This window comes from Mycobacterium sp. NGS58, from assembly GCF_059812385.1.
Genome location: NZ_JCALCO010000012.1, coordinates 34023 through 60550, shown reverse-complemented (window position 1 = coordinate 60550; position 26528 = coordinate 34023). Strand labels below are relative to the sequence as shown.

The 26528-nt window shown below is 66.3% G+C and carries 26 protein-coding genes; 13 read left to right on the top strand and 13 right to left on the bottom strand.

All coding sequences use genetic code 11. The annotated features are described in order from the left end of the window. Window positions 1–29 precede the first annotated feature (29 nt). Complete coding sequence (locus tag AC5Y4H_RS13645) at window positions 30–1181, top strand: aromatic ring-hydroxylating oxygenase subunit alpha (protein ID WP_499982466.1); 1152 nt, start codon at window positions 30–32, stop codon at window positions 1179–1181. Here the strand turns inward: AC5Y4H_RS13645 and AC5Y4H_RS13640 are convergent. Beyond that, window positions 1164–2513: a lipocalin-like domain-containing protein gene (locus AC5Y4H_RS13640; RefSeq protein WP_499982465.1), complete on the bottom strand. Its 1350-nt coding sequence runs from the start codon at window positions 2511–2513 to the stop codon at window positions 1164–1166. The genes AC5Y4H_RS13645 and AC5Y4H_RS13640 overlap by 18 nt on opposite strands. A gap of 83 nt (window positions 2514–2596) precedes the next feature. Between AC5Y4H_RS13640 and AC5Y4H_RS13635 the strand changes: the two genes are divergently transcribed. Next, window positions 2597–4063 (top strand): aldehyde dehydrogenase, encoded by a 1467-nt coding sequence (locus AC5Y4H_RS13635; protein ID WP_499982463.1) that lies wholly within the window; start codon window positions 2597–2599, stop codon window positions 4061–4063. Window positions 4064–4173: 110 nt separating this feature from the next. Here the strand turns inward: AC5Y4H_RS13635 and AC5Y4H_RS13630 are convergent, their stop codons facing one another. The 7 genes from AC5Y4H_RS13630 to AC5Y4H_RS13600 form a co-directional block, all read right to left on the bottom strand. After that, on the bottom strand, window positions 4174–5427 hold the full coding sequence (locus tag AC5Y4H_RS13630; protein ID WP_499982461.1) for an HNH endonuclease signature motif containing protein: 1254 nt from the start codon (window positions 5425–5427) through the stop codon (window positions 4174–4176). Between the two features lie 57 nt (window positions 5428–5484). Next, complete coding sequence (locus tag AC5Y4H_RS13625; RefSeq protein ID WP_499982460.1) at window positions 5485–6015, bottom strand: maleylpyruvate isomerase family mycothiol-dependent enzyme; 531 nt, start codon at window positions 6013–6015, stop codon at window positions 5485–5487. After that, window positions 6008–6469: a MaoC/PaaZ C-terminal domain-containing protein gene (locus tag AC5Y4H_RS13620; protein WP_499982458.1), complete on the bottom strand. Its 462-nt coding sequence runs from the start codon at window positions 6467–6469 to the stop codon at window positions 6008–6010. Before AC5Y4H_RS13620 ends, AC5Y4H_RS13625 begins: the two co-directional genes overlap by 8 nt. After that, window positions 6466–6996 (bottom strand): FAS1-like dehydratase domain-containing protein, encoded by a 531-nt coding sequence (locus tag AC5Y4H_RS13615; protein WP_499982457.1) that lies wholly within the window; start codon window positions 6994–6996, stop codon window positions 6466–6468. The genes AC5Y4H_RS13620 and AC5Y4H_RS13615 overlap by 4 nt, the downstream gene beginning before the upstream one ends. Before the next feature lie 13 nt (window positions 6997–7009). Continuing rightward, entirely contained in the window at window positions 7010–7435 is a 426-nt protein-coding gene (locus AC5Y4H_RS13610) for a nuclear transport factor 2 family protein (RefSeq protein WP_499982455.1), read from the bottom strand. A gap of 91 nt (window positions 7436–7526) precedes the next feature. Then, window positions 7527–9113, bottom strand: coding sequence for an AMP-binding protein (locus AC5Y4H_RS13605; RefSeq protein ID WP_499982454.1), 1587 nt, complete (start codon window positions 9111–9113; stop codon window positions 7527–7529). Window positions 9114–9131: 18 nt separating this feature from the next. After that, window positions 9132–10241 carry an aromatic ring-hydroxylating oxygenase subunit alpha gene (locus tag AC5Y4H_RS13600; RefSeq protein WP_499982452.1) on the bottom strand — a complete coding sequence of 370 codons (1110 nt, stop codon included), beginning with the start codon at window positions 10239–10241 and terminating at the stop codon, window positions 9132–9134. A gap of 93 nt (window positions 10242–10334) precedes the next feature. Between AC5Y4H_RS13600 and AC5Y4H_RS13595 the strand changes: the two genes are divergently transcribed. After that, entirely contained in the window at window positions 10335–11633 is a 1299-nt protein-coding gene (locus tag AC5Y4H_RS13595; protein WP_499982450.1) for a cytochrome P450, read from the top strand. 12 nt (window positions 11634–11645) lie between these two features. On the opposite strand, the gene AC5Y4H_RS13590 is transcribed toward AC5Y4H_RS13595, so the two are convergent. Further along, entirely contained in the window at window positions 11646–11837 is a 192-nt protein-coding gene (locus tag AC5Y4H_RS13590) for a ferredoxin (protein WP_067096537.1), read from the bottom strand. A gap of 18 nt (window positions 11838–11855) precedes the next feature. Further along, window positions 11856–14249, bottom strand: coding sequence for a CaiB/BaiF CoA-transferase family protein (locus AC5Y4H_RS13585; protein WP_499982448.1), 2394 nt, complete (start codon window positions 14247–14249; stop codon window positions 11856–11858). Window positions 14250–14343: 94 nt separating this feature from the next. Between AC5Y4H_RS13585 and AC5Y4H_RS13580 the strand changes: the two genes are divergently transcribed. Both AC5Y4H_RS13580 and AC5Y4H_RS13575 read left to right on the top strand, forming a co-directional pair. Then, entirely contained in the window at window positions 14344–15165 is an 822-nt protein-coding gene (locus tag AC5Y4H_RS13580) for a FadR/GntR family transcriptional regulator (RefSeq protein ID WP_499982445.1), read from the top strand. Window positions 15166–15184: 19 nt separating this feature from the next. Further along, window positions 15185–15901, top strand: a complete 717-nt coding sequence (locus AC5Y4H_RS13575) for an SDR family oxidoreductase (RefSeq protein ID WP_499982443.1) — start codon at window positions 15185–15187, stop codon at window positions 15899–15901. Between the two features lie 3 nt (window positions 15902–15904). Here the strand turns inward: AC5Y4H_RS13575 and AC5Y4H_RS13570 are convergent, their stop codons facing one another. Further along, window positions 15905–16765 (bottom strand): LLM class flavin-dependent oxidoreductase, encoded by an 861-nt coding sequence (locus AC5Y4H_RS13570; protein ID WP_499982441.1) that lies wholly within the window; start codon window positions 16763–16765, stop codon window positions 15905–15907. A gap of 76 nt (window positions 16766–16841) precedes the next feature. Between AC5Y4H_RS13570 and AC5Y4H_RS13565 the strand changes: the two genes are divergently transcribed. From AC5Y4H_RS13565 to AC5Y4H_RS13535, 7 genes are all read left to right on the top strand, one after another. Beyond that, the gene (locus tag AC5Y4H_RS13565) at window positions 16842–17912 is read left to right on the top strand and encodes an acyl-CoA dehydrogenase family protein (RefSeq protein ID WP_499982439.1); all 1071 of its coding nucleotides are present in this window, start codon (window positions 16842–16844) and stop codon (window positions 17910–17912) included. Then, window positions 17909–19009 carry an acyl-CoA dehydrogenase family protein gene (locus AC5Y4H_RS13560; protein ID WP_499982437.1) on the top strand — a complete coding sequence of 367 codons (1101 nt, stop codon included), beginning with the start codon at window positions 17909–17911 and terminating at the stop codon, window positions 19007–19009. The genes AC5Y4H_RS13565 and AC5Y4H_RS13560 overlap by 4 nt, the downstream gene beginning before the upstream one ends. Then, complete coding sequence (locus AC5Y4H_RS13555) at window positions 19006–20163, top strand: acyl-CoA dehydrogenase family protein (protein WP_499982435.1); 1158 nt, start codon at window positions 19006–19008, stop codon at window positions 20161–20163. The genes AC5Y4H_RS13560 and AC5Y4H_RS13555 overlap by 4 nt, the downstream gene beginning before the upstream one ends. Continuing rightward, window positions 20160–21095: an acyl-CoA dehydrogenase family protein gene (locus AC5Y4H_RS13550; protein WP_499982433.1), complete on the top strand. Its 936-nt coding sequence runs from the start codon at window positions 20160–20162 to the stop codon at window positions 21093–21095. Before AC5Y4H_RS13555 ends, AC5Y4H_RS13550 begins: the two co-directional genes overlap by 4 nt. Window positions 21096–21192: 97 nt before the next feature. Further along, window positions 21193–22689, top strand: coding sequence for a class I adenylate-forming enzyme family protein (locus AC5Y4H_RS13545; RefSeq protein WP_499982431.1), 1497 nt, complete (start codon window positions 21193–21195; stop codon window positions 22687–22689). A 115-nt stretch (window positions 22690–22804) separates the two neighbouring features. Further along, window positions 22805–23836, top strand: a complete 1032-nt coding sequence (locus AC5Y4H_RS13540; RefSeq protein ID WP_499982429.1) for a hotdog fold thioesterase — start codon at window positions 22805–22807, stop codon at window positions 23834–23836. A gap of 82 nt (window positions 23837–23918) precedes the next feature. Next, window positions 23919–25124, top strand: coding sequence for an amidohydrolase family protein (locus AC5Y4H_RS13535; RefSeq protein WP_499982424.1), 1206 nt, complete (start codon window positions 23919–23921; stop codon window positions 25122–25124). On the opposite strand, the gene AC5Y4H_RS13530 is transcribed toward AC5Y4H_RS13535, so the two are convergent. Then, window positions 25116–25628: a DUF421 domain-containing protein gene (locus AC5Y4H_RS13530; RefSeq protein WP_499982421.1), complete on the bottom strand. Its 513-nt coding sequence runs from the start codon at window positions 25626–25628 to the stop codon at window positions 25116–25118. The two genes, AC5Y4H_RS13535 and AC5Y4H_RS13530, sit on opposite strands and share 9 nt — an antisense overlap. Before the next feature lie 259 nt (window positions 25629–25887). On the opposite strand from AC5Y4H_RS13530, the gene AC5Y4H_RS13525 reads away from it, so the two are divergent. Next, on the top strand, window positions 25888–26256 hold the full coding sequence (locus tag AC5Y4H_RS13525; RefSeq protein ID WP_499982420.1) for a hypothetical protein: 369 nt from the start codon (window positions 25888–25890) through the stop codon (window positions 26254–26256). On the opposite strand, the gene AC5Y4H_RS13520 is transcribed toward AC5Y4H_RS13525, so the two are convergent. After that, entirely contained in the window at window positions 26207–26527 is a 321-nt protein-coding gene (locus tag AC5Y4H_RS13520; protein WP_499982418.1) for a hypothetical protein, read from the bottom strand. The two genes, AC5Y4H_RS13525 and AC5Y4H_RS13520, sit on opposite strands and share 50 nt — an antisense overlap. Between the last annotated feature and the right edge of the window lies 1 nt (window position 26528).

Sequence of the window (26528 nt, the reverse complement as noted above, 5' to 3'; positions counted from 1 at the left end):
ACAACTGTCACAAGGTCTGTACTGGGCGGATGGAACACGACCAACTCATCGACCTGACGCGGCGCGCGTTGAAGTTGGCGCGGGACAAGACGACCGATCTCGCTCCGACGCAGCACACGGTCGACGCGCGTGACTACACGGGTATCGAACGGCACAACCGGGATCGGGCCATGCTGCTCGCCAGTCCGCAGTTGGTCGGCTACGTCTCCGAACTTCCCGCTCCGGGTGCGTATTGCACCAAGACGGTGATGGGCCGGTCCATCGTGTTGACCAGAACGTCAGAGGGAACGGTGAAGGCGTTCAACAACGTGTGCCTGCACCGCCAGTCGCAGGTGGTGACGGGATGCGGCGCCGCCAAGCGGTTCACCTGCCCCTACCACGCCTGGACATACGACAACACCGGTCGCCTGGTGGCGGTTCCCGGACGCGAGGGATTCCCGGACGTGACGGTCAAGTCCGATGGTCTGACCGAACTCCCGGCCACCGAATTCGCTGGATTCCTCTGGGTGGCATTGGATCCCGGATCCACGTTGGACGTGGCCGGACACCTGGGTCCGCTCGCCGAGGAGCTCGACTCGTGGGGCATCGGGCGCTGGTCACCACTGGGCGAGAAGGTGTTGGACTCCCCCATCAACTGGAAACTGGCCATCGACACATTCGCCGAAAACTACCATTTCGCCACGGTCCACCAGCAGACGTTCGCCACCATCGCACGCAGCAACTGCACGGTCTTCGACTCCTACGGGCCGCACCATCGGCTGATCTTCCCGCTCAACACCATTCTGGAGCTCGACGATGTGCCCGAGGATCAGTGGAATCCGTTCCACAACATGGTGGTGATCTATGCGCTGTTCCCCAACATCGTGCTGTCGGTGACCATCGCCAACGGTGAACTGTTCCGCGTCTACCCCGGGGATCGGCCCGGTCGGTCAATCACCGTCCACCAGAACGCGACACCGCAGGACCTCGCCGACGAATCGATGGCCGCCGGCGCCCAAGCCGTCTTCGACTATGCGCACGCCACCGTGCGCGACGAGGACTACCGGCTGGTCGAGGGGCTGCAAGCCAACCTCGAGTCCGGAGTCCGCGACCACTTGGTGTTCGGCCGCAACGAGCCCGGGTTGCAGCATCGTCACATCGCGTGGGCCCGGGCGCTGTCGCGGTCAGCTGACGTCGGCTGACAGGACCGCGACCAGATCGTCGAGAAGCTTTGCCAGCGTGTCATTTTCGACGGCCACCGAGCCGGACAGCAGTTTGGCGGCGTCCTTGCGTCGGCCTGCCGCCACCAGCGGCGCGATCTGATCCACCATGGCCTGCAATTCGGGTTCCGGCGGTGCCAGGCTCGCGACGGTGGTCGATAGTACTTCCACCAGTTCCCAATCCCGGTACAGCGCCAGCGAGCGTTCGTTGAACGCGAACCCCGTCACCGGTTTTCCCCACATGCTCCCTTGGTAGCGATAGGGGCCTTCCATGTACTCGATCGGCAGCCCGTGTGCCGGGGCCGCCACCAGCGGCTCGCCGATGAGGTCCAATTGCAGACTGGGACAAGTGATCCGGTGCCGATCCGGCATGTATCGGGCCGGCGCGAGAGGCCGCACCAGGGGCCGAATGGCCTCCGGCCACCGCACGTAGCTACTCACCGTGACTTCGATGTCTTCGGCACATTCCGGCGCGATCGCGGGGTCCGGGTGGCTTGTGGTAATACCGGTAAACGGCTGCAGCGCATTGCCATCTGCGCGGTCGAACTGTCGCCAGATGCTCAGGTCGACCCCGTTGTCGAAGTTGATCGTGCGCCATTCATGCGACCTGGCCCGCGGGTCTCCCCCGGATCCCCCGCCGCCGGCGTACTTGGGGAACCATTGCCGATCGACGTGCCCGCTGGTCCCGGAGACCTGCTGGACCACGTCTCCCCAGCGCAGGGTGCCGGTCATCGCCATGCCGGTCTGGAAATAAGAGTAGGTGTCGTTTTGACCGAAGCAGACGATCTTTCCGTTGTAGGTCGATGCACCCACCGGTGTCGGTGCGCGCGTTGGGGTTACGGCAAGATCCAGCCGCATGGGCCGACCGGATTGATCCCGTCCGACCAGGCTGACGCGGTAGGTGTACGGCAGCAGTTCTCCATCGCCGTCGCGGCTGGTCGTCCACGACGCGGTCCCCGCGCTGCTGTGGTAGTTGATGTCGAGGTGGCCCACCGCCATCGTCAGCTTGCGCTGGGCGCCGGGCTCCATATTGGCCGGCGGCATGTCGTAATCGGTGAAGGTGCCGTAATCACCGGTGTCGAGGTCGAACAGCGCCATCGTGTAGAAGTCCGCGACGACCGTTCCCCCGGGCCGGTTCTTGTTGAAGATGGTCAGGAAGGCGAACGATCGATCGGTCTCGGCGGCGTCGAGCTGACCGGCGATGAACCACGTGTCCGACTCCTGGTCGGGGTGTTCGCCCTCGGCGGAGGGGAACTCCAATTGGCCGTCGCCGGGCACCAACTGAAACGGGTAACTGCGCCAATCGCTGGTCATATGGGGCCTCGCTGCTTTTTTCGCTATGTTAGCGTGAATAGCGAAAATGCGGCCACAGTCCGATCCCCTGAGGAAGTGCCCCGATGACAGAGACTTCCGGCCATCGCTCCTATAACGAGTTGTTCATCGGGGGCCAGTGGCGCAAGCCCGCCAATCCCCAGCAGCTCGCCGTGATCTCGCCGCATTCCGAAGAGCCGGTCGGGCACGTCCAAGTCGCGGGGCCCGAGGATGTCGAGGCCGCCGTCGCCGCCGCACGGCAGGCGTTCGATCACGGTCCGTGGCCACGGATGAGCCATGCCGACCGGATGGCCAAGGTCGAACAGCTCGCCGCGATCTACGCCGGCCACGCCGACGAGATGGCTGATCTCATCACCGACGAGATGGGGTCGCCGCGCAGCTTCAGCCGGATGGGCCAGGGGGCGGCCGCCGTAGCGCTGATCCACCTGTCGCTGGCCGCCGCCCGCGAGTTCCCGTGGGAGGAACGCCGCCAGGGTGTGCTCGGCGAAGTACATCTGCGCAGGGCCCCTGTCGGGGTGGTCGCGGCGATCGTGCCGTGGAACGTGCCGCAATTTTTGATCATGCCCAAGCTGATCCCGGCGCTGATCGCGGGCTGCACGGTCATCATCAAGCCTGCTCCCGAAACCCCTTTGGACGCTTTGTGGTTGGCCGAGATGATCGAGCAGATCGGGCTGCCGGAAGGCGTGGTGTCGGTGCTACCCGGAGGCCCCGAGATCGGGGAGGCGCTGGTGCGTCATCCCGGGGTGGACAAGATCGCGTTCACCGGGTCCAGCGCAGTCGGCCGCCGGATCGCCGCCCTGTGTGGCGAGCAGCTCAAGCGGGTGAGCCTGGAGTTGGGTGGCAAGTCCGCGGCGATCATCCTCGACGACGCCGACATCGGCAAGACGGTGGCCGGCCTGAAGTCCGCCGGCCTGATGAACAACGGCCAGGCCTGCGTCGCGCAGACCCGGATTCTGGTCAGCGACCGCAAACATGACGAGGTCGTCGACGCGCTGGCCGACATGATGTCCACGCTGAATGTCGGCGATCCGGCCGACGAGTCGACGGACATCGGACCGCTTGTGGCCCAACGCCAACAGCGCCGTGTGCAGGACTACATCAAATCGGGCCGCAGCGAAGGTGCCCGCGTCGTGCTCGGTGGCGAGAAGAGCCCGTCCGAGCGCGGCTGGTACGTGCAGCCGACGCTGTTCACCGACGCCAACAACGACATGCGCATCGCCCGGGAGGAGATCTTTGGTCCGGTGCTGACCGTGCTTCGCTACCGCGACGAGGACGATGCGGTCCGCATCGCGAACGAGACCGATTACGGCCTGGCGGGTTCGGTGTGGACGGCCGATATCCAGCACGGTCTGGACGTCGCGGCCGCCGTCCGCACGGGAACCTATGGCATCAACATGTACACGCTCGACATCGGCGCACCGTTCGGCGGCTTCAAGCAGTCCGGCATCGGGCGAGAGTTCGGGCCTGAGGGGCTGCACGAGTACGTCGAGCTGCAGACGCTGATCTGTAAGGGCCAGCTGCCGCCCCTATAGGGTTGCGGTTGTCGGGTCCGATGCCAACGATGCGGTTGGCGGCCGCGCATGTATGACTTATTCGGTGCTGCAACGTATTGAGCTTCGATGCTTTACCGTCGGGTGCTGCATCAAGCTAGTTGTGTTGGTGGTGGATGGGGTTGGAAGGGTTGGTACCACCACCAGTCGGCGCGCTCGCCGGTCGGTCCCGGACACGGCGCCACCGCGGGCGGCGGCTTCGTCGGTGGGCGCGCCAGCGATCCCGGGCTCAGCACTCGCCCAGCGTCGTCGGTGACCACGAGTGCGTTTGCCGGTCCGGTGATATCGAGGCCCCCACGATGGTGCAACCGGTGATGATAAGGGCACAGCAGCACCAGGTTGCCCAACTCCGTGGGGCCGCCGTCTTCCCAGTGCCGCAGGTGATGGGCGTGCAGACCTCGCGTGGCACCACAACCGGGAATCACGCAGCAGCGGTCGCGATGCTCCAGCGCACGGCGAAGCCGCCGGTTGATCAGCCGAGTCGCCCGGCCGGCGCCAATGACCTCGCCGTGTCGCTCGAACCACACCTCACAGGTGGCATCACAGGTCAGGTAACGACGCTCGGCCCCGGTGAGCAGCGGCCCCAAATGCAGTGCCGCAGCGCGCTGCTCGACGTCGACGTGCACTACCACGGTGGTGTGCTGCCCGTGCGGGCGGCGGGTGGCCTCGACGTCCCACCCAGCCTCCACCAAGCGCATGAACGCCTCGACGGTGGTCGGCAACGGGGGCCGCTGATCTGACGTGCCCGCATCGTCACCGCGATCGTGCTTCCACTCGGCGATCAGCGCATCACGATGAGACGCCAAGGCGGCGTCGAACTTCGCGGCGTCATGGTGGCCCAGAGTGATCCGATAGCAGCTGCCCTGCTCTTTGGTGGTCGTGGTGATCGAGCGCTCGAGCTCGGGCCGCGATTCAGGTTCGGGTCGCGGTTCCAGCTTGACGGCGGTACGCAGCTGGTTCACCGTCGCAACCGCGGCAAGCTCTGCGTAATGCTCATCAGAACCCTCACCCGCCCGTGCCGCGATCACCCCGACCTGATCGGCCGACAACCGGCCCTCCCGCATGCCTTGGGCGCAGCGGGGGAACTCCTCGAGCCGGCTCGCGATGGTGGCGATCGTGTGGGCGTTCGCCGGCGAACACCCGGTCTTCCAGGCCACCAACGCCGGCACCGACCGCGCGCCGGTAATGCCACACAAGTCGTCGCGCTCGATCTCGGCCACGATCTCCACCATGCGCCCATCAATCGCATTGCGCTGACCGGACAACTCCGCCAACTCCTCGAACAACACCTCAACACGCTCACCAGGATTCGCTCCGACGGCGCCCACGGATACGGTCGAAGACATGCCGCCATCATCGCAGTCACCACCGACAAAAACAGCTTCCCCGAGCAGCTGCCGCGCCTACGAGATCTCCGGCCGCCACCACGGGTCGCGGCCAAGCCGGGCCAAAAGCTGTGCCTGCGTGTCGGGCTCGTCGCCGGTAGCTACGGGCGCGCTGAACATCCCGGTGGCGGCCAAGGCGTGCGGATCGTCCGGTAGGCCGGCGCAGAACAGTTCGCACCACGCGGGGTCCAGGCCGTCGTCGGCGCCCACCGCCCGGGCGAGGTCCCAGGTGTGCACCAGGACGTCGCGGGTCAGGTTCGGTATCAAGCGCGACTCGTCGAGCTGTGTCGCTCGGCCGGATCCGAAAGCCGCCGGCAGCGAGTCAAAGGTGAGTCGCCAGCGCGCCTGCGGGTCGTCGCGCGGCCGATCGGGCTTCAGCCCCAACGGACGCAACACGAGCACGTCATGAAACCCGATCACGTGTTCGAGCACTCCTCGGGCATCCCACTCGTCGCACGGGGATGGACGGTCCCACTTGCCATTCGCCGCGGCGACCGCCTCACCGAAGCGACGGCAGGCCGCCAAGTGCCACTCCCCGGCGTCATCCATCGCCGGCGCGCGGGGAGTCGGGCACCTGCAGGGTCAGCTCGACCGGACAGCACAGCGCGCCGTGCTGATTGGTCACCTGGATTTCGACGTCGACCAGGCAGCGCGGCGGATCCACCGAGGTGTCCCTGCGCTTCGCGATGGCGCGGCCCCGACCGATAATCGTGTCACCGGCATACACCGGCCCGGCGAGCCGCATGGACCGCCGCACCACGCGCGAGCGCGGGCCGGCCCAGTCCGTCGCGACGCGGTCGGCGAATCCGGCCAGGTGCATCGTGTTGACGTAGATCGTCGGGTTACCCTGAGCCTGAGCGTATTCCGGATCGAAATGGCCGGGAAAATAGTCCCACGTCGCTCCGGCGTTCTCCACCACCCGCTGATAGCTGATGTGGTCTATCACCTCGGGCAGGTCGACGGGGACGGTGATCTGGTGCCAGTCCAGGCCGTCGGCGCTCACGTGGACGCTGCCGGAGTGAACCGGAACAAGGTGTTGCGGCAGGTGGCTACCACGGTCCCGTCCTGGCGGCGATAGGTCTCCAGCGTCTCGACGAAATGGCCGACGCCCAGCCGGGTCCGCTTTTCCGGTGACACCGAAACCAGTTCGTCGACGACGGTCAGCACGTCGCCTTCGACGATGGGGAGTGGAAACTCAACCTCGTTGGCCGCGTTGATGAATGTGGTGCCGGGCAGCGGCACCCGCAGGGCGATCAACGAAGCCCCCCTCCTACCCCCCGGTTGCCATGGCGGTGCGATCAGCCAGCCCATCAACTGCGCCGGTGGCGCGAGCAGGCCCCCCCATTGCATGCGGGCGAATTCGGAATCCCAATACGAGCGATTGCCGTCGCGGACCATCGCGGCGAAAAGCTGGATGCGTGCGGCGCTGACCGCGGTCGCGGCGGTGCGGGGCTCGCTCTTCGCGCCGACCATCCGCAGCGCATCGTCGTACGTGCCGAAGGCCAGCCGCTGAGTGAAATCCTGATCCACGTATCGGTGCGCTTCACATGACGAGCGGGTGCCGGCTCGGCACCGAATCCCACTGCAACGTACGGGAAGTGAAGTACCAGCCGCCCCGCTCGTAGATCAACGTGTCACGGAATATCCCGGTGGCCCGCAGCACGGTGTCGCCGTACATGGCGGCGAAAAGTACGGCGACGCAATGCTGAGTCGCGTTGACCCCGTCGACATGGATTTCGTGATCGACCGTGGTCAGTCGCTGGCCATCGCCACCGTCGAAGGCCGAACGCAGGTCGTTGAACAACTCACCGTCACGGGTGTAGCTGGCACCGGAGTGCCGGAACGTCGAGATCCAGCGGTCACGGTCGCCTTCGGAAAAGGCCCGATTGTGCCGGGCGTCCAGATTTAGGATGGCAGCGCGTCCGATGGCGGCTTGGAGCATTTGCTGTTCCTGATAAGTCATGGTCATCGCTTTTCAGCCTCTCTCGGAAATCACTGCCAACAATGGGCTGACGGAACACTAAGGCAACTTATCGACTATTAGGTGACAGTATCGGAACCTAACGGCTAACGACATACCCCCTGCTTTCGCGATCCCACGTTTTCGGATTGACGCCCCGCTCGCGCAATAAGTCCTTACGTATCCGGCCGATCACATTCTTCGGGAGTTCGCTGACGGCCTCCACGAATCTTGGGACGCAGAAATACGGCATGCGCGCCGCGCAGAAGTCGAGCAGCTCCGCGAAATCCAGTGTGGTGCCGGACCGCAGGGTGACCACCACCAGAACGTCGTCCTCACCGAGGTCGCTGGGCACGCCGATGGCGGCGGCCTCGGCAATCGCCGGATGGCACATGACGACGCGCTCCACTTCGACCGAAGAGATGTTTTCACCGCGGCGGCGCAATGCATCCTTGAGCCGGTCCACATACGTCAGGTTCTGATCGCAATCGAGCCGCCCGAGGTCGCCGGTGCGAAACCATTCCGGATGCGGCTTTATCCGCGAATCATCGCCCACGTAGCCCTCGCTCATCACACCGGGATGCCTGGGCCGACAGGCGATCTCACCCACGGTGTCGGCGGGCAGCGGGTTCCCTCGTTCATCCAGAATCCGCACCTCGAAATCGGGATTGGGCCGCCCGGACGTTCCGGGAACCCCGGCATCGGCCACCGCCTTGACCGCGATGGGGAACGCCTCGGTAAGGCCGTACATCGTGACGATGCGACAGCCGTAGCGCTTCTCGATGTCACGGAAGGAGGTCGCGTCGATCGGCGCGGCGGAGATGAACCGCAGCGGTAGTCGTGCGTCGTCCGGATTCGCGGGAAGATTCTGCAGCATCGAGACCATCGCCCCGGCGCCGGCGAACCCGATGGCACCGCGGGCGCGTATGTCATCCCACACCTCGCCCGGGTGAAAAGCCGCGGCCAGCACCGTCGTCGCACCCATCAACATGGGCGCCAAGATGCTGGGTGCCGCGCTGAGGTGAAACAGCGGCATCGCCGTCCACAGCACCTCGCCTTCGCGAAATTCCCAGGCCGACGCGACGGTCGCGGCCACCGAAAACAGGTAGTGCCATGTGGTGGCGACCGCTTTGGACGGGCCGGTGGTGCCGGACGTGTAGAACAAGCACGCAAGGTCGCCCGAACCTCCCGGGCCGCCCGTCGCTTCGCCTTCCGTGTTCTGAGCCAGTGTCGCCGTCAATGAATCATCCTGCACCACAATGTTTGTCAGAGTGTCTACCGCGTCGGCGACCTCGACGGCGCGAGGCCGGCGTTCGGCGTCGGTCAACATCACCTTGGCGCGCGACAGGCGAAGGGCGTGCAGCAGGAAGTCGCCCTTGTTCGCGGCGTTGATCGCCGCGCTCACCGCCCCGATCCGTGCGGCGCCCAGCCAGAAGTACACCCACTCCGGACATGTGCCGGCGAACAACGCGACGCAATCTCCTTGCCCGACACCTAAACGGGTCAACATGTTTGCCGCCGCGCAGGACCGCTGGCGCATCTGCTCAAAGCTCACGTCGACACCGGCGATCGACATCATCACCCGATCGGGATACTGCTGCGCGCGGCGATCGAGCACGGCCGGCACGGTGAAGCTGTCGACGCCGAAATCGGAGGGCTGCGCGGGCCCGCGGCGGTCAGCGCACATCAGGGTGTCTGGATCTGATCAAGCTTTGGCGGCCGCGGGGTCGGGCTCGCCGTCGGCGCTGTAACCGAAGTCGGAGGGCGACGGCTCCTCGCCCGGGTAGAAGCGGTGCGCCCAGCGGCGCAGGGCCGCGTAGTCGTGCGCCTCTTCGGGAGCCAGATTCGGCTTCTCCAGGTATTTCATGTTCTCCCAGGTGAAGAAGTCCTGTTTGATGACCTCCTGCTGAAGGGCGAGGAAGCGGGCGGCGCGTCCGGTGGGCACGTCACCGTTGTCGCCGGGTTCACGCACGGAAGCCTGGGTGTAGAAGTAGTCGGTGTAGTCCTCGTCGACCGGCGTCTGGCCGGTGACCTGCACGGTGGCCACCAGTTCGCTGGGAAAGCGCACCACGCCCAGGCCCAGCGAATAGTTGTCGTAGATGATCTTGGCGTCGACCGGACCGTTCGGGGTCAGCCACGTCTGCGCGCGTCCCCCGCCGAAATGGGCGTTGACGGTGGCGTGCAGGTGGTACCCGGCCACCTCGAACGACGCGGTGGTGGCCGGATTGGCGGCCTTGTGCACGTACTGAACGTGATAGGGATCAGCCGCATTTTCGATGATCATCTGCGGATGCACCTTGACCCGGTTCAGCATCTGGGTGTGCGGGTGCAGCGGGTAATACTCGTTGGTCTCCAATTCCGGCAGCACCGGCGGCTGCCAGTACGGTGCCCGGCCGTGCCGCTCGTGCCAGGCCAGGATGAAGCCGTACCACTCCATGCTCGGGTAGGTCCGGATGCGGACGTTGTTCTTGCAGCCGATCTTGCTGTAGGGAATCAGCGCGTTGGTGCCGTTGCCGCGCCACTGCCAGCCATGCCACGGGCAGACGATGTTCTCGCCTTCCACGGTGCCACCGACCCCGAGGTTGGCGCCGAGGTGCTGGCAGTAGGCCTCCATCACGTGGACCTGGCCCGACTCGGTGCGGAACAGCACTAACTCCTCACCGAAGTAGTGCGCGCGCCTGACCTGGCCGGGCGCCAGATCGGTTCCGAAGGCGACGATGAACCAGCCCGTCGGGAAACGGTAGGTCGACAGCGCGATGCCGGCCTGCCCGAACTCGCGTTCCGAAGGGTCTGATTCTGGAATCGTATGCGTCACGAGTACTCCGTTTCCCACGCGGCCGGGCGCATCTGGGCCGCTCTTACCTCACCGCGTTTCGACGACTAAAGTCTATTTTTACTATTTTAGACATTGAACGTCAACGCGGCGCCCGCCTGTCGTCGCGTGGCGCCTGAGCCAATGGGGGTTCGCATGACGGCCGCTGCGGTGGACCTTTCCGATTTCGCCTTGTGGCGTAATGGTTTTCCCGACGAGCTATTCGCCGAGCTGCGGCGCACCAAGCCGCTTTTTCGGCACGACCTGACCCCGGGCGTCGCCGACACCGTCCAGCGTCAGTTCTGGGTGGCCACCAAACACCGGCACGCGGTCCGGCTGCACCGCGACACCGATTCGTTCACCGCGGCGGACGGCCCACTCATCCAGCCGGTCGCCATGTTCTCGTCGTTCCCGACGATCATCACGTTGGATCCGCCGGACCTGAACAAGCGCCGCAAACTGATCTCCAATGCCTTCAATCCGCGGGCGATCGCCAAGCTGGAGAACGGGATCCGGGCACGTGCGGCGCGGATGATCGACGGCCTGCTCGCGCGCGGCGGTGGGGACTGGATCGAGGACGTCGCCGACGCGTTACCGATGTCGGTCATCGGCGACATCATCGGCATCCCGGAGGAAGACCGGCCACGAATATTCGACATCTTCGACCGCATCCTGAAGGCGCTGGCTCCCGAGGCGCAGCCGAGCGGGCAGGTAGAACTCGAACTTTTCGGCGAGGTCTTCGGGTACGCGATGGAGCTCACCGCCGAAAAACGGCGCAGTCCCACCGACGACATCTGGAGCACGCTCGCGTCCGCGGTGATCACCGGTGACGACGGCGAGGAGTTCAGCCTGCCCGAAAACGAACTCGAGTTCTTCTTCTTCGTGCTGGCGTTTGCCGGCAGCGACACCACCAAGAACGCGCTGGCCATCGGGTTGCAGGCGTTCGTCGCCAATCCCGCGCAGATGGACCGGTATCGCGAGCGGGAAGACCTGCGGGCCGGCGCGGTCGAGGAGGTGTTGCGCTGGGCGTCGCCGGTCGCGTACTGGACGCGCACCGCAAAGGTCGACGTCGAGATGGACGGCCAGCACATCGCCAAGGGCGAACGCGTGGTGTCGACCCTTCGTTCGGCCAATCGCGACGAGGAGGTCTTCGATTCCCCCTTCACCTTCGACATCGGCCGACAGCCCAATCCCCACGTGGCGTTCGGGGGCGGCGGGCCGCACCACTGCCTGGGCGCGATGCTGGCCCGCGCGGAACTCCGCGCGGTCCTCGACGAACTGTTTCTGCGCTGCGATGACATCGAGATCGGTCCGGCGAAGGTGGCTCATCCGAACCTGGCCACCAACATGTCGATCTACGACGAGATGGCCATAAAGCTGACCGAGCGACGCTGAGTCCGGGGCGGGTCAGTCCTGCAGCCGCAACGCGGCCTTGGGACATTGGTCCACCGCGGCGCGCACGTCGATTTCCAGCCGCGGCGGCACGGGGCCGTCGGCGATCTGCACCACGTCGGCGTCGCCCAGCTCGAACACTTCCGCCGCAAGCGATTCGCAAAAGCCGTTGGCTTCACACAGGTTCTCGTCGACCGTTACACGCATCAAATGCCCTCCACTTCTCTAGAGGCCCTTGGGTCGGGTCCCGACCACCCCGCCGGTCGCGAGGCGTGTCAGTTCTTCGTCGGTCAGCCCGCACCGATCGCGCAGGATGTCCTCATTGTGCTCGCCCAGCTTCGGCGGCGGCCGCAGCAACCACTTGTCCTGACCCGCGAGCCGGGCGAACGGCGGGCAGGGGTACAGGCCGAGCCCGGTACTCGCGTGATGCAGTGCCTCGAAAAAGCCGCGTTCACGCAGTTGCGGGTTGTCGGTGACCAGCGACGGCGACACCACCGGAGCCGTGGGCACACCCGCGCCGGCCAACCGCTCGACCGTCGGGGCAAGTGGCTGCCCGGTGAACCAATCCGCCAGCCTGCGATCGACTTCGTCGGCTCGACCGTGGCGCCCGGTGACGGTGGACAGCTCCTCGTCGTCGCACCACGCTGGTCGCTCCATGATGTCCACCAGCGCCCGCCATTGCGCGTCATCGCGAACGGTGATCGCGATCCAGTCGTCCGATCCGGCGCACCGGTAGATGTTCTGGATAGCGACGCTGTGACCACGGTTGCCGCGACGGCTCAGGGTCACCCCGAAGACTTCGGACTCGATCGCCTGGATCGCGGTGGCGTTGAGCACGGTTTCGAGCATCGGCAGCTCGACCAGTTGGCCCGTTCCGGTGCGTTCGGCGAAGCTCAGCGCGGCCAGCACGGCGAACGCGGCGTGCACGCCGGCCAGCGGGTCGCAGGCGCCGCGCGGCGTCACCGGCGGCGCCTCCGGCAGGCCGGTCACCCAGGCCAGGCCGGCGATCTGTTCCATGGTGGGGGCGAACCCGACCCTCTCCCGCCATGGCCCTGCGACACCGAAAGCGGGCATTCGGGCGAACACCAGTTTCGGGTTGACCTTGCGCAGCACCTCGTCGGTGAGCCCGAATTGCTCCATCACGCGCGGCGAGAAGTTCTCGATCACGACGTCGGCGTCGGCGACCAACTGGGTGAACAGGCGACGCCCCTGCTCGGAGCCCAAATCCAGTGTCACCGAACGCTTGTTGGTGTTCATCGCGTGGAACACCCAGCCGTACTCCCACCAGTCGTCCACGTCGGTGCGCATCCCGCCCGAGTATCGGATGCCGTCGGGACGCTGGATCGACTCGATCTTGACGACGTCGGCGCCGAAGGCGGCCAGCAGGTGGGTCGCGGCGGGGCCGGCCCAGAACGCGGTCAGGTCGATGATGCGCACACCGGCCAGCGGTAGCCCGTCCGGCAACGGTTCGGCCTCGGGTTCCACACGGCGCCAAGGGGATTCGCCACCGGCCTCACCGAGACCGGGCGTGTCACCCACGGGCGCGGGCGCGCACACCGACATCAGCCAAGGCGGCCGGGGCTGATCGAACCCGGCGGGGTTGCGGGTGAAGACCCCGCGCTCGCGCACGTATTCCAGCTCCCGGATGGTCGAGCCGTTGCCGAGCGCGGCGATGGGCAGCCGGAACAGTTGCCCGAGCTCGACGATTTCGGCGACGGTCCGTTCGGCCAGCCACGGGTGGATCTGCTCGCGGATCAGGTCGCGATATTGCCACCGGCCGATCTGAAACCGCAGCTGTTCGATCTCCTCCAGCTGCGGACATTCGACCATCGCGGCGAAATCGAGCCACTGCTGACCGGTGACCATGGTGATCCCGACGTACCCGTCCTTGGCGGGTTCAATCGACGGCACCTCGGTGGTGCGACGGATCGGCGGGACGCGCAGCAGCTGTGAATGCAGCCATTCGCTGCTCTGCATCGTGGTGATGGCTTCCAGCATGGACAGATCCAGGTGTTCGCCCGGTCCGCCCTGCTCGACGCGGCGGCGCAGTGCCAGTACGCCGAACGCGGCGAACACGCCACCCATGTACTCGCCGAGGTCGCCACCGATGGAGATCGGCGGCCCGGCGGGATCGCCGCGGAAGCCGGGCGAGCCCGCCCACGCCTGCAGGGTGAACTCGGTGGCCGCCCGGTCTGCGTAGGGTCCGGTCCAGCCGAAGTCGGAGATGGTGACGATGATCGCGCGGCGCGAGTGTTCCAGCAGTTGCGAGGGGTCGACGCCCAGCGCCGAGGCGCGCGTCCGCCCGGCGGTGACGATGACGACGTCGGCACCGGCCAATTCGTCGCGGTAGCGCTGTGAGCCAGCGGCGAAGGTCATGCTGCGCTTGCCCGCGTTGAGGTAACTAAAAAACGGTGCGCTGCGTTCCTCGGGGATCGCGGATCCACTCGCGGAGTACCGCCGTAACCAATCCCCTTGCGGCGGTTCAAATTTGTGCACCTGCGCGCCGGCGTCGCGCAGCAGCTTCCCGCAGTAGCTGCCCGCTATCCGGTCACTGATCTCGACGACACGCAAATCGTTTAGCGGTGTCGGCCGGCCTTCGGACCGCTCGCTCAATTGCACCCGCCCTTCCGATCGGCAAGCGACCAGAGAAGCTATTTATATCATTACTGCTAAAATAGCTAAGCCAGCGAGTTGCATGTGTTCAGAGGATCGGATGACCGCCTTGGGAATTGGCCCCGACGCCCGGCGCCGGTTGTCTGCGCCGCGGATCGCCGAAATCGTAGCCGACGAGTTGCGCCGTCAGATCATCGACGGCGAGCTCGCGGACGGTGATCTCTTGCCGCGGCAAGAGGTGCTCGTCGAACAGTTCAACGTGAGCCTGGTCTCGTTGCGCGAAGCCCTGCGGATCCTGGAGACCGAAGGCTTGGTGTCGGTGCGGCGCGGCAACCGTGGCGGCGCCGTCGTCCACGCCCCGGCGAAGACCAGCGCCGCCTACATGCTCGGGTTGTTGCTGCAGAGCGAGTCCGTCGAGGTCGCCGACCTCGGCATGGCCTTGCAGGAACTCGAGCCCGCCTGCGCCGCACTGGCCGCCCGCCGGCCGGACCGGGCGGACACCCTGATCCTCGAGCTCACCAGGATCAACGAGTCGATGGCCGAAAACCTGGACGATGGAAGGCTTTTCACCGAGATCGGACGCGAGTTCCATGATCTCATCGTCCGCGGTTGCGGCAATCACACGATCATCGCGGTCGTGGGGAGCCTGGAGACACTGTGGAGCAGTCACGAACGGCAATGGGCCGACGAGAGTGCGTCGCGCGGCACCTACCCTTCGCTCGCCCAGCGCCGCGCGGTGCTCAACACGCACGTCAAGCTGGCCGAGACGATCGCCGAGGGCAACGTCGACCGGGCCCGCCGCATCGCGGGCCGCCACCTGGCCGATACGCAGACCTACGTGCTGTCCGGTCAGCACGATCAACGCATCTATGCACTCTCCCCGCAGGCGTTGTCGCGGCCGCGGGACATTCGGCACTCCTGACGAGCGGCCTGCGACTTTCATGCGAACCGCATTAGTCACCGGCGGAAGCGGCGGGATCGGAAAAGGATGCGCACGCAAGCTGGTTGAGCGCGGCTATGACGTGGTGCTCTCGGCGCGCCGCGATGCCCCGTTACGCGCGGCCGCCGAGGAGATCGGTGCCCGCCACCTCGTGGCCGACGCGTCTGACCCCGGCGGATTCGCCGCTGCGATAAGCGCATTGGAGACAATCGACCTGGTTGTTCACGCGGCGGGTGCGCTCGGCGGTACCTACGCGCGCAAGCAGACCTTCGAGCAGTGGCAAACCATCATTTCGGCCAACCTGGATTCGTGCTTCGTGGTGACCTCGGCGGTGCTGCCGAAAATGACAGCGGGCTCACGATTGGTGTTCATTTCGTCCTCGGCGGCACACGAGCCCATGCCGGCCCGCACCGCGTACTCCGCCTCGAAAGCCGGCATGAATGCGTTCGCGCGCGCCTTGGCCCTCGAAGTCGACCGTGACGGCATCAGCGTGCACATCGTCACGCCGGGACCGGTGGCCACCGAAATGCTGCAGGACGTTCCATTCGAGATGTACGCGATCGGGGTATCCGACGTCGCCGAGACGGTGGCCTGGTTGGACACCGTCGACCCGTCGGTCGATCTGCCCGAGATCCGGCTGTCGGCGGTCCAGCGCGGCCCCTTCGCGCGACCCCCGGTCGTCCCCACCGAAGCCCGGCGGCGCGCGCAACGCCGCTGAGGCCTACGGCACGGGGAAGGCTTTGATCACCGATTCGCCGAACTCGTCCAGGGAGTCCGGGGCGGCGAAGTCAGCGAACCATACGTAGAACCGCTGGACCTGCTGGGCGGCCAGACCGCTGAAGTGCCCGATCAACTCGTCAGCGTCGCCGCAGACCAGCCCGGACCCCAGGTTGCCGAATCTGCGGGTGCTCACCTCGCGCACGGCGTCGGGGTCGTCGCCCGACCGCACGAAGCCCACCATCTGCTGAATCGACATGCGGGCCCTTCCCGCGGCCGGGGCGAGCTTCGCCAATCTGTCGAGCTGGTTCGCCGGCAGGTTCCACCAATCCGCGTGTCTACGAACGAGTTTCATCATCCTTGGTCCGCTCCCACCCAGAACCAGCGGTATCGGGTACGACCTGCGTGGAGCTTGCGGAGCCGCGCCGGATTGCTCGTCGCCGTCGCCCCAGTAGCCCCTGATCAGTTCCAGGTGACGGCCGAGCTGCTCGACTCTGGCCCGCGGATCCTGTTGCCCGACATCAAATCTCGCGAGTTCCGACGGCCACGATCCGGCTCCGAGGCCAAGCTCGAATCTGCCCCCCGATGCCTCTGACAAGGTGACGGCCTGTTTGGCGAGCACCGCCGGGTGCCGGAACCCGTCACACAGCACCAGATGGCCGATCCGCAGCCGCTCGGTTCTGGCCGCCACCCAGGTGGCAATGCCCATTGCCTCCCAGATGCTTTCGTCGGGCAGGCCGGGAGCCTCGAGATGGTCGATGAAGGCGATCCCGTCGAAGCCGCTGGCCTCGGCGTGACGTGCCCGATCGGCGATGTCGGCCGCCGACAGCCTCACCTGCGGCAGGAACAGATACCACTCGGCCATGCGCCACCTATGCGTCCACATCCGTGCGATTGCGACGGCACGGCTAGTTTATTATCTTTACTATGTTAGAGGTCTTATGGATGTCGGACTGAACTCGGAGCAGCTGTCGCTGCGCGACACCGTACGCGACATATTACGTACGGAGTGCCCACCCGACGCCGCGCGCCAGGCGATTACCGACCCCGAGCGCTGGCGCACTCTGTGGAAGACCGTCGTCGACCTCGGCTGGACCGAGCTCGCCGCCCCTGACACCGGCGACTACGGACCTGTCGAGCTAACCGTGGTTCTCGAGGAATGCGGCGCCGCCATCGCGCCAATTCCGTTGCTGGGCAGCGTCGGTCTGGCCGCGGGCGCGTTGCGCGACAGTGGTCTCGACTCGGTGCTGACCGACATTGCCGGCGGTGTGGTGGCCACCCTGGCCGTCCACCCCCAGGGATCGCGATTGCCCGGCGCTCCGATGACGCTGTCTCAGGGACGGCTGCGCGGCTCCGCCGTCGCCGTCCCCAACCTCTCGCGCGCGGAGCTCGTCGTCACCCTGGCCCGCTCGGACGAGGGTGACACCGTGGCGGCCGTCGTCCGCTGCGGCGACGGGGTCACCGTGCTGCCGGTGGCCGAATCCACCGACCCCGCTCAACCGCTGGCCGACGTCGAGATCGACGCCGAGCCCATCGCGGTCGCACCGGTTGACCTCGAATCGGCGTTGACGGCGCCCTGGGTGGCCTCGGCCGCCGACCTCCTCGGCGTGGCCAGCGCAGCGCTGCGCCGCTCGGTCGAGCACGCGAAATCACGGCGCCAGTTCGGCCGGCCGATCGGCGGGTTCCAGGGCATCAAACACGCGCTGGCCGACAACTACGTCAGTGTCGAACGCGCCCGCAGCCTGACCTATGCGGCGGCGGCCCGGCTCGCGGATCCGGCGATGCCACCCGCCGAGGTGTGGACCGCCGCGGCGCTGGCCAAGGCGGCGGCCAACGACGCAGCGGCCGGTTGCGCGCGCACCGCCGTGCAAGTGCACGGCGCCCTGGGACAGACCTGGGAACACGACGCGCACCTCTACGTCAGGCGCGCCTGGCAAGGCGCCGCGATGCTGGGCGACAGCCGCTCCCTGTATTACCAGGTGGGTCGACGATTTTGCGGGGGTGCCGCATGAGCCCGGTCGTCGCGGAATTCGGCACGTGGCTGGCTGATTTCCTGCCCGACGACTACTACGCGAACTACCGGCAGTACCGCTGGGATCTCGGGTTGCGGCGCGATTACCAGCGGGCCTCGTTCGAGGCCGGCTGGCTGCAGCCGACCTGGCCCCGCGAGCACGGCGGTCGATCGCTGGGCCTGCGCGACGCCATGGAAGTCCGGATCGAGGCGGCGCTGCGGTCGGCACCCAAGCTGCCCAACATTCAGGGTCCCGGGGTAGCCGCGCCCGGCATTCGACAGTTCGGCACGCCCGCCCAGATCGAGCGTCTGCTCGTGCCGCTGCTGCGCGGCGACGAGTGGTGGGCGCTGGGCATGTCCGAGCCCGAAGCCGGGTCGGATTTCGCGGGTCTGCGGACCCGCGCCGAGCGCGACGGCGATATCTTCCGGGTCAACGGCCACAAGATCTGGACCACGCACGCGCACCTGTCGCGCTGGTGCACCTTGTATGCCCGCACCGATCCCGACGCGCCCAAACACCGCGGCATCTCCTGCCTCATCCTCGATCTGCATTCCCCGGGCGTGCGCATCGAGCCCATTCGGATGGCGTCGATCTCCGACGAGACGTTCTGCGAGGTCTTCCTCGACGACGTCGAGGTGCCGGCCGAGAACCTGCTGGGGCCACTGAACGGCGGCTGGAATGTCGCCCTGTCCTCGCTGCACCACGAGCGCCAGATGATCTGGATCATGAACTGGGTCGAGATCACCCGCGGACTCGAATCGGTGCGCAACGCCGGCGCCGCGGACTCGAGCGTGTACGCCGAACTCGGCTCGCTGCTCGCCGACGCCGAGGCGTTGCGGGCCACCGGATACCGCGCGTTGGGCAACGAACTCGCGGGCCGGCCGAGCCCGGAGGCCGATACCATGAAGTTGCTCGGATCGCTTACCTTGCAGCGCGTTTGGGAATTGAGCGCCGCGGCCGCGGGCCCCGATTCGGCCACCGATCCGGATCTGCTGTTCGAACGCCAGGACGCGCTGGCCGCGACCATCTACGGCGGAACGTCGGAGGTTCAGCGCAACATCATCGCCGAGCGGCTGCTCGGGCTGCCGAAGGGATGACGACAATGGATTACGACCTCGGCGACGACGCCGGGCAACTGCGACGCCATCTGCGCGAGCTGGTTGCCAACCACATCCCCGCCGACTTTCTGGGGGCCTGCACCGAGAACCCGCAGGACCTAGCCACCACCGAGACGTTCTGCAAATTACTGGCGACCGAGGGGCTGCTGGCGCTGGCTTGGCCGAAAGAGCATGGTGGCGGCGGCGGTTCGGTGTGGCAGCAGACCGTGCTGCGCGAGGAGATGTGGGCCCAGCACGAGCCGCGCGGTCCGCAATACATGGGCATCAACTGGGTCGGGCCCGCACTGATGCGGTACGGGACGGCCGAACAGAAGGCTAAGCACCTGGCGGCCATCGCCTCCGGAGACGTGATCTGGTGCCAGGGCTTTTCCGAGCCGGAGGCCGGAACCGACCTGGTGTCGTTGCGTACCCGCGCCGTTGCGGACGGCGACGGATGGCGCATCACCGGCCAGAAGGTGTGGACGTCGTACGCGCAGATGGCATCGTGGTGCGTGTTGGCGGCGTGTACCGACCCCGACGCGCCAAAACACAAGCGGCTCACCCTGTTTTTGATTCCGATGGATCGGGCCGGCTTCACCGTCCGACCGATCCCGTCGATGCTGGGACCGCACCACCTGAACGAGATGTTCCTGGACGATGTGCAGGCCTGTCCCGGCGATGTGCTCGGCGACGTCGGCGACGGGTGGCGGGTGATGCGCGAAGCTCTGGCTTACGAGCGAGTGGGCATCGCACGCTACGCGCGCTGCGAATCGCTGCTCGAAAGGATGCGCGCCCACCTCGGCGACGACTGGGACCAGCTGCCCGAAACCATCCGCACCCGATGGGTGCGGGCACTCGCGGACCTACGGGTCGCCCGGTTGCTGGCCTATCGTGCCGTATCACTGCAAGACGACCCGGCGGCGGGGGCGGCCGCCAGTGCCGCGCGCATCATCACCACGACGTGTGACCAACTCGTCGCCGAGCTGCTGTTCGACGTGCTTGGCCCGACGGCACTGGACAGCGGAAGCTCCGCGCCACTGCACGGAGCCATCGAAGACCACTGGCGTTACGCGCAAGCGGCCACCGTCGCGTCGGGCACCATCGAGGTCCAGCGCATGTTGGTGGCACGAGACGTGTTGGGAGAACACAGGTGAAAACCGATCTACCACAGGATGTCAGCGACTTCGCCGCCGTCGCAGGCAAGCGGCTCACCCGGTTGGGCGGACCACCGGCCGCGCTGCGCGCCGAGACCGACGATGCCATTCGCGACGCGGCCCGCGCCGCGCTGCACGATGTCGGCGCGTTCGACCTCGACGTGCGCTCGGCCCCGGATGACCTGCTCGCCGCGGCGGTGCTGTGTCAGGCCGCCGGCGCCACCGTCCTCCCCTACCCCTTGGTGGAGGAGCTGCTGGCCGTTGATGGCGCGCGCCTTGCCCTGGTCAACCCGAAAGCCCCGCGCATCGACCACGGCGATCTGGCCGGTGACTGGGTAGCGGCCGACCTGGACGGGAATCGATACCGGCCTCAGCCGGCCTCGCGGACCGGCGCCAAGCTGGGGCCGTTCCTGGTCCCCGCGACCTTGAGCCCACCCGAGGGGACCGTGCCCGCCGCCGACGTTAACCTTCATCTCGTGCTGGGATCATGGCGGATTCTGGGAGCGGTGCAGCAATCGTTGCGGATTGTCACCGAGCATGTGCGCGCCCGCGTTCAGTTCGGCAAGCCGCTGGCGGACTTTCAGGCCGTCAGGTTCGCCGTCGCCGACGCGGCCGTCGCGGTCCGCGGACTGCACGAACTCGCGAAGTTCACCATTTGCCGCCCGGAATCACTTCCGGCGCAGATTCATTCGGCCGACGCCCTGATCCTTCGGCTCAAGGCCGCCGACACGGCACGACAGGTGATGCGCTCGTCCCATCAATTGCTCGGAGCCCTGGGCTTCTGCGACGAGTCCGACGTCAGCGTCCTCGATCGGCACACCCAGCCGCTGATGCGATTGCCGCTGGGCACCGAGGAACTGGCGTTGCGCCTGATGCCGTCCGTGTCGGATGGGTCGTTCGAAACACTGTTCAGCGGGCCGGTATCGGCGTGACCCGCGCCGGTGACGATGCAGTGGGGGCACCTCCCGCTTGCGGGGGACGAAGCGATGTGGGGGTACCTCCCGCTTGCGGGGGAGAGGAGCGGCGCAAATGAGCCCCGCCCCCGCGGCCGAGGTGACGCCCAATCCGTTCGACGAGGGAATCCCATTCGCGACCAAATTGCACGACCTCGCCGAACAACGCCGCGACGATCCCGGTGTCACCGTCGTCGCGCTCGACGGCACCGCGGAGTCGATGACTTTCGGCGAACTCGAGGCGCGCGCCAACCAGTGGGGCAGGGCGCTGAGCGGCCTGGGCGCGCAAACGAATTCCCTCGTGGCACTGGCCATTCCGAACTCGCTACATCTCGTGCTGGCGACGCTGGGGTGCTGGAAGATCGGCGCGGTCCCCGTCCCCATGCACTGGGATCTTCCCGAGTGGGAGCGAGACCGGGTGCGCGAGGTGATCGACCCCGCCGTCGTGGTGGACGAAAAGACGCGGTGGGAGTTGGAAACTTGCGCGGCCGGCGAATCCGCAAGCCCGCTGCCCCCCGCGGTCTCCCCTCACGTCAACGGCATCTGCAGCAGCGGTTCGACCGGCGTACCCAAGGTGATCCTCAGCTTGGCACCATCGCTGTGGACGCCTCAGCACGGCGAGCCGTTTCTGGCGAACTGGACACCGGTGGCGCAGCCGCAGACCATCATGGTGCCCGCACCCATGTATCACACCAACGGCTTTGCTACCTTCTTCTTCCTGCTCGCAGGCGACCACCTTGTCATACTCGAAAAGTTCGACGCCGCACTGGCGTTGGATGTGATCGAACGATTTCGGATCACCAATTTCACCGCCACGCCCACCATGCTGGCGCGCATCGCGGCCCGGCCGGACGTCCGTCAGCGAGACCTGTCCAGCGTCGTTTTCATCTTGCAGGGCGCCGCCGTGATGCCGCCGTCGCTGATGCACACCTGGTTCGAACTGCTGAGCCCGGAGCGAATCGTGTCGGCGTACGGCATGACCGAGAACCTCGGACTCACCGCATTGCGGGGTGACGAGTGGCTCGCCCACCCGGGCAGTGTCGGTCGCGGTTTCCGGGATACCGAGATCCGGATCCTGGACGCCGACAAACGACCGCTGGGTCCCGGCGAGCACGGCGAGATATACCTGCGCGCGCCGATGAGTGCGGGGTCGCGCTATCTGGGGGGTGCGGCGCCGTTGCCGTCGACCGAGGACGGCTTCCGCTCCGCCGGCGATATCGGCCACCTCGACGAGGACGGCTTCCTCTACATCGTCGACCGCCGCGTCGACATGATCGTCACCGGCGGCGCCAATGTCTTTCCGGCGGAGGTCGAGTCGGCGCTCGCGGGTCACCCGGGCATCGCTGACGTGGTGGTCATTGGGCTCCCTGACACGCGGTGGGGACGGCGAGTGCATGCGGTGATTCAGGTCGCCGACGGCGTGCCGTTGACCGAACAGCAGGTGATCGAGTACGCCAAAGGCCGGCTGGCGCACTACAAGGCCCCCAAGACCGTCGAATTCGTCGACGCCATCCCCCGCACGGCGGCAACCAAGGTCAACCGCTCGGCGATGATCGCCGCCCGGGGCGGTTAGGCGCTCTCCGACGCCCACACTCGGAGGCCAATCGAGCTGTATGGCCCGGGCGCAACGCGCGGTAATCTCATTCTCATAGCGCGACCTGCGCGCTATGGAAGGGGACCAAGCGCTCATGGCCGACCCCGAAGACGAGGTGGAGATCACCCGTGGCGACCGCTTCATCAAAACGGCCGTCGCGATACTGGGTGAAACGGGACGCACCGACTTCACCGTGCAAGAGGTGGTCGCGCGCTCGAAGACGTCGCTCCGAGCTTTCTACCAACACTTCAGCAGCAAGGACGAGTTACTGCTGGCGCTGTTCGATCGAACCATCGCCCAATCGGCGCGGACGTGGCGCGCCGAAACCGCGAACCTGGACAGCACCTCGGCACTGAAATGGCTGATCGACCGGCTCAGCCAGCAACCGGAATCGAGCACCCAGGACAGTCTCAATCGCGCGTTGACCCTCTACAACCAGCACCTGGCCGAGACCCGCCCTCGCGACTACGCCCGGGTACTGTCTCCGCTGCACGGCCTGATTCGCGACATCGTCGGGCAGGGCATCACGGAGGGAGTCTTCAACCCGGGTTTGGACGTCGGCGCCGCGGCGGCCATCGTCATGCAGACGGTGATGGGTGCGCAGCGATTGCATTGGCTCGGCTCGGAATTGAACGGGACACCGGTCGATGTCGGCCAGCTCTATGACTTCTGCAGTCGCGCCCTTGGCATCCGCGACACCGACGAGGAATCGGCCGCTCCGTCGCTGGCCGAGCTGTTCAGCCAGATCGGCATGCGTCCCGGCAGCCGCAACGGCGAATTCGCCATGACCATGCCGGTGAGTCCCGCGGTCGTCAACACGTCGGGCGCGCTGCAGGGCGGGCTGATCGCCACGCTCGTGGATGTGGCGGGCGGACAATTCGGGCTGGACTATCTGCAACCCGGCACCACGATGACCACCGCGGACCTGTTCATCCGCTACCTGCGGCCGGTACGGCAGGGCGCGGCCTTCGCGGTGCCCCGGATGTTGCGTTCCGGCCGGCGGGCGATGGTGATGCAGGTCGACATCTACGGAGACGGCGACGACGAGCTGTTGGCGACGGCGACGGTCAACTTCGCCGTCATCGAGGGGGCCACACCGAAGCTCCCCAGCTGGCCGGGCACCTGAGCCGGCCGTACACCTGATTACATAAAAGTGGTAACGTCATTACCAGCGATAGAGAATCCAAGACTTTTACAAGGAGATCGCCATGCCCTCGCGCGAACTTTCCTTTCCCGTGTTCGACGCCGACAACCACATGTACGAGCCGCAGGAAGCGCTGACCAAATACCTCCCAGCCAAGCGCAAGAACGTCATCGACTACGTGCAGGTTCGCGGCCGCACCAAAATCGTGGTGCGCGGCCACATCAGCGAGTACATCCCCAACCCGACCTTCGAGAAGGTCGCCAAGCCAGGCGCCCAGGAGGACTACTTCCGCAACGGCGCGCAGGGCAAGAGCTACCGCGAGATATTGGGCGAGCCGATGAAGGCGATCCCCGCCTTTCGCGAGCCGGGCGCCCGCCGCGAAGTCATGGACGAACTCGGCATCGACTACGCCCTGATGTTCCCGACGCTGGCCAGTCTGGTCGAGGAGCGCATGAAGGATGACCCGGAGATGACGCACGACGTCATCCACGCGCTGAACGAGTGGATGCACGAGCAGTGGACGTTCAACTACCAAGACCGCATCTTCGCCACCCCGGTGATCACCCTCCCGATCGTGGACCGCGCACTGGAAGAACTCCAGTGGTGTCTCGAGCGCGGGGCGCGCACCGTGCTGGTTCGCCCGGCGCCGGTACCCGGCTATAAGGGCAGCCGGTCGTTCGGGCTCGAGGAGTTCGACCCGTTCTGGCAGGCCTGCATCAAGGCCGAGATCCCGGTGTCAATGCACGCTTCGGACAGCGGTTATTCCGAATTCGCGAACGTGTGGGAGCCCGGTGACGAGTTCCTGCCGTTCAAGCCGACCCCGTTCCGCAGTTTCGCGATGGGTCACCGGCCGATCTTGGACGCGATGGGTGCGCTGGTGTGTCACGGCGCGCTGTCGCGCAACCCGGAGCTGCGGATCCTGTCGATCGAAAACGGTGCGGACTGGGTGCCGGACCTCTTCAAGGGCCTCAAGGGTGTTTACAAGAAGATGCCCCAGTCATTCAGCGAAGACCCGATCGAGGCGTTCAAGCGGTGCGTGTACATCACCCCGTTCTGGGAGGACCGCTTCACCGAGATCGTCAACATGGTCGGCACCGACCGGGTGCTGTTCGGCTCCGACTGGCCGCACCCCGAGGGCCTGAAAGACCCGATCAGTTTCGTCGACGAACTCACCGACTTCTCCGAATCCGACATCGCCAAGATCATGGGCGGCAACCTGATGAAGCTCATGAAGGTTTCCGCGCCGGCGAAGAAACCGGTCTCAGCCTGATCGGTCGAGGGTGCCGGACGGCTCGGCATCGGAGAAAACCGAGACCACCCCTTTGGTCTCGAACACCGCGAGGCGAACGCCGGCGGGCGTTTGTTGACCGTGCTGGCGCAGGATAGCGTCCAAATCTGCCCGAGTCAGCCTGCAGCGCTTCAAATTCGCGTCTTCGACTCGGCCGTCGCTGATCAGAATTCGCACGGGTGGGTCAACGAGTCGGCGAACCCATGGGATCGGGCGCAGCCGCGCGACGAGGTCGTGGGCGGCGATCAGAGTGAGCAACGCTGCGGTCCCGGTGAACCACGAGGTGTCGGCGGCAGTCGCGGTACGTCCTACGATGGCGCCGACCGCTACTGCCGTTACCCAGTCGAACGGCGTGAACTCGGCGATGGTTCGCCGCAGCACGAGCCGGAAAGCCGCGACCGCCGTGCCGAACAAGGCCAGCGCCTTGAGGGCAGCGTAGGCGGCGGGCTCCCACCCGTCGAAGAACTGCACTGCTAGGCCACTCATCGCTACCTCCTTCGAACCGAAGAGGAAATCCAATCAGGACTCGCGACTGCGGCGAGCCATCGGTGTGCCGACGAGTCGGATGCACAGTGTCGGACAGGTACCCTCCGGCGCCGGGCGTAAACGGGTGCGGTCGTGACAGCGGGCGACGCCGTCACCTCGCGGGGATCCGGTGTGTCGTGCCGGCGTGCGGTCACGCGAAAGGGGTATTCGCCACGTGGTGCGCGAGGGTCATTGAGGCGCATTAGGACGAGGAGGACAGATGAGCGTCGAATCGCACGGAAAGCCGGTCAGTATCGATGACGACGTCGCCGTTGTCACCGAGCAGATCGAGGCGCTCCAAAAACTCGGGCAGCGCGAAGATGTCGACGACGAAGAGATCTACGACCTGAGCATCAGGTGGGGTACCGCGCTTGCGGGACGACTGCCGCGCGTGGCGTATTACGGTTCGCTGGGACAACTCGGCGATGACGACCAGCGGCGGTTCCGATCGCTGTGCGACCAGCTTCGCGAGTTGTCACCGCTGATAGAGCGATTCGACCTGGCCCGGCCGCGACTTCCGGATTCGACGGACGGTGATGCTAAGGGGCAGCGCCCCCGGAAGCGCCCGAGTCGCTTCCGACGTAAGTGAGAAAGTCTGTGTCGCGCAATCTGATCGCGGTCCGCGGCTTGGGACAGTCCGGGTTGCGGCAGGTGAGCGCCACCATGTAGGCGTCGGCATCTTCGTTCAAGAACAAAAAACCCAGATAGAGCGCTTCGCCGATGGCGAAATCCGTTGCACCGCAAGCCTCGCAGTGCCCACCCTTCGCTGCGATCTGCTCGTGTACGCGATGATGGGCCACCGCGTCCAAGCTGATCAGCTCGGGCCGTACCCCGACTCCGTCGGTCAGCCGTTCGGTCATC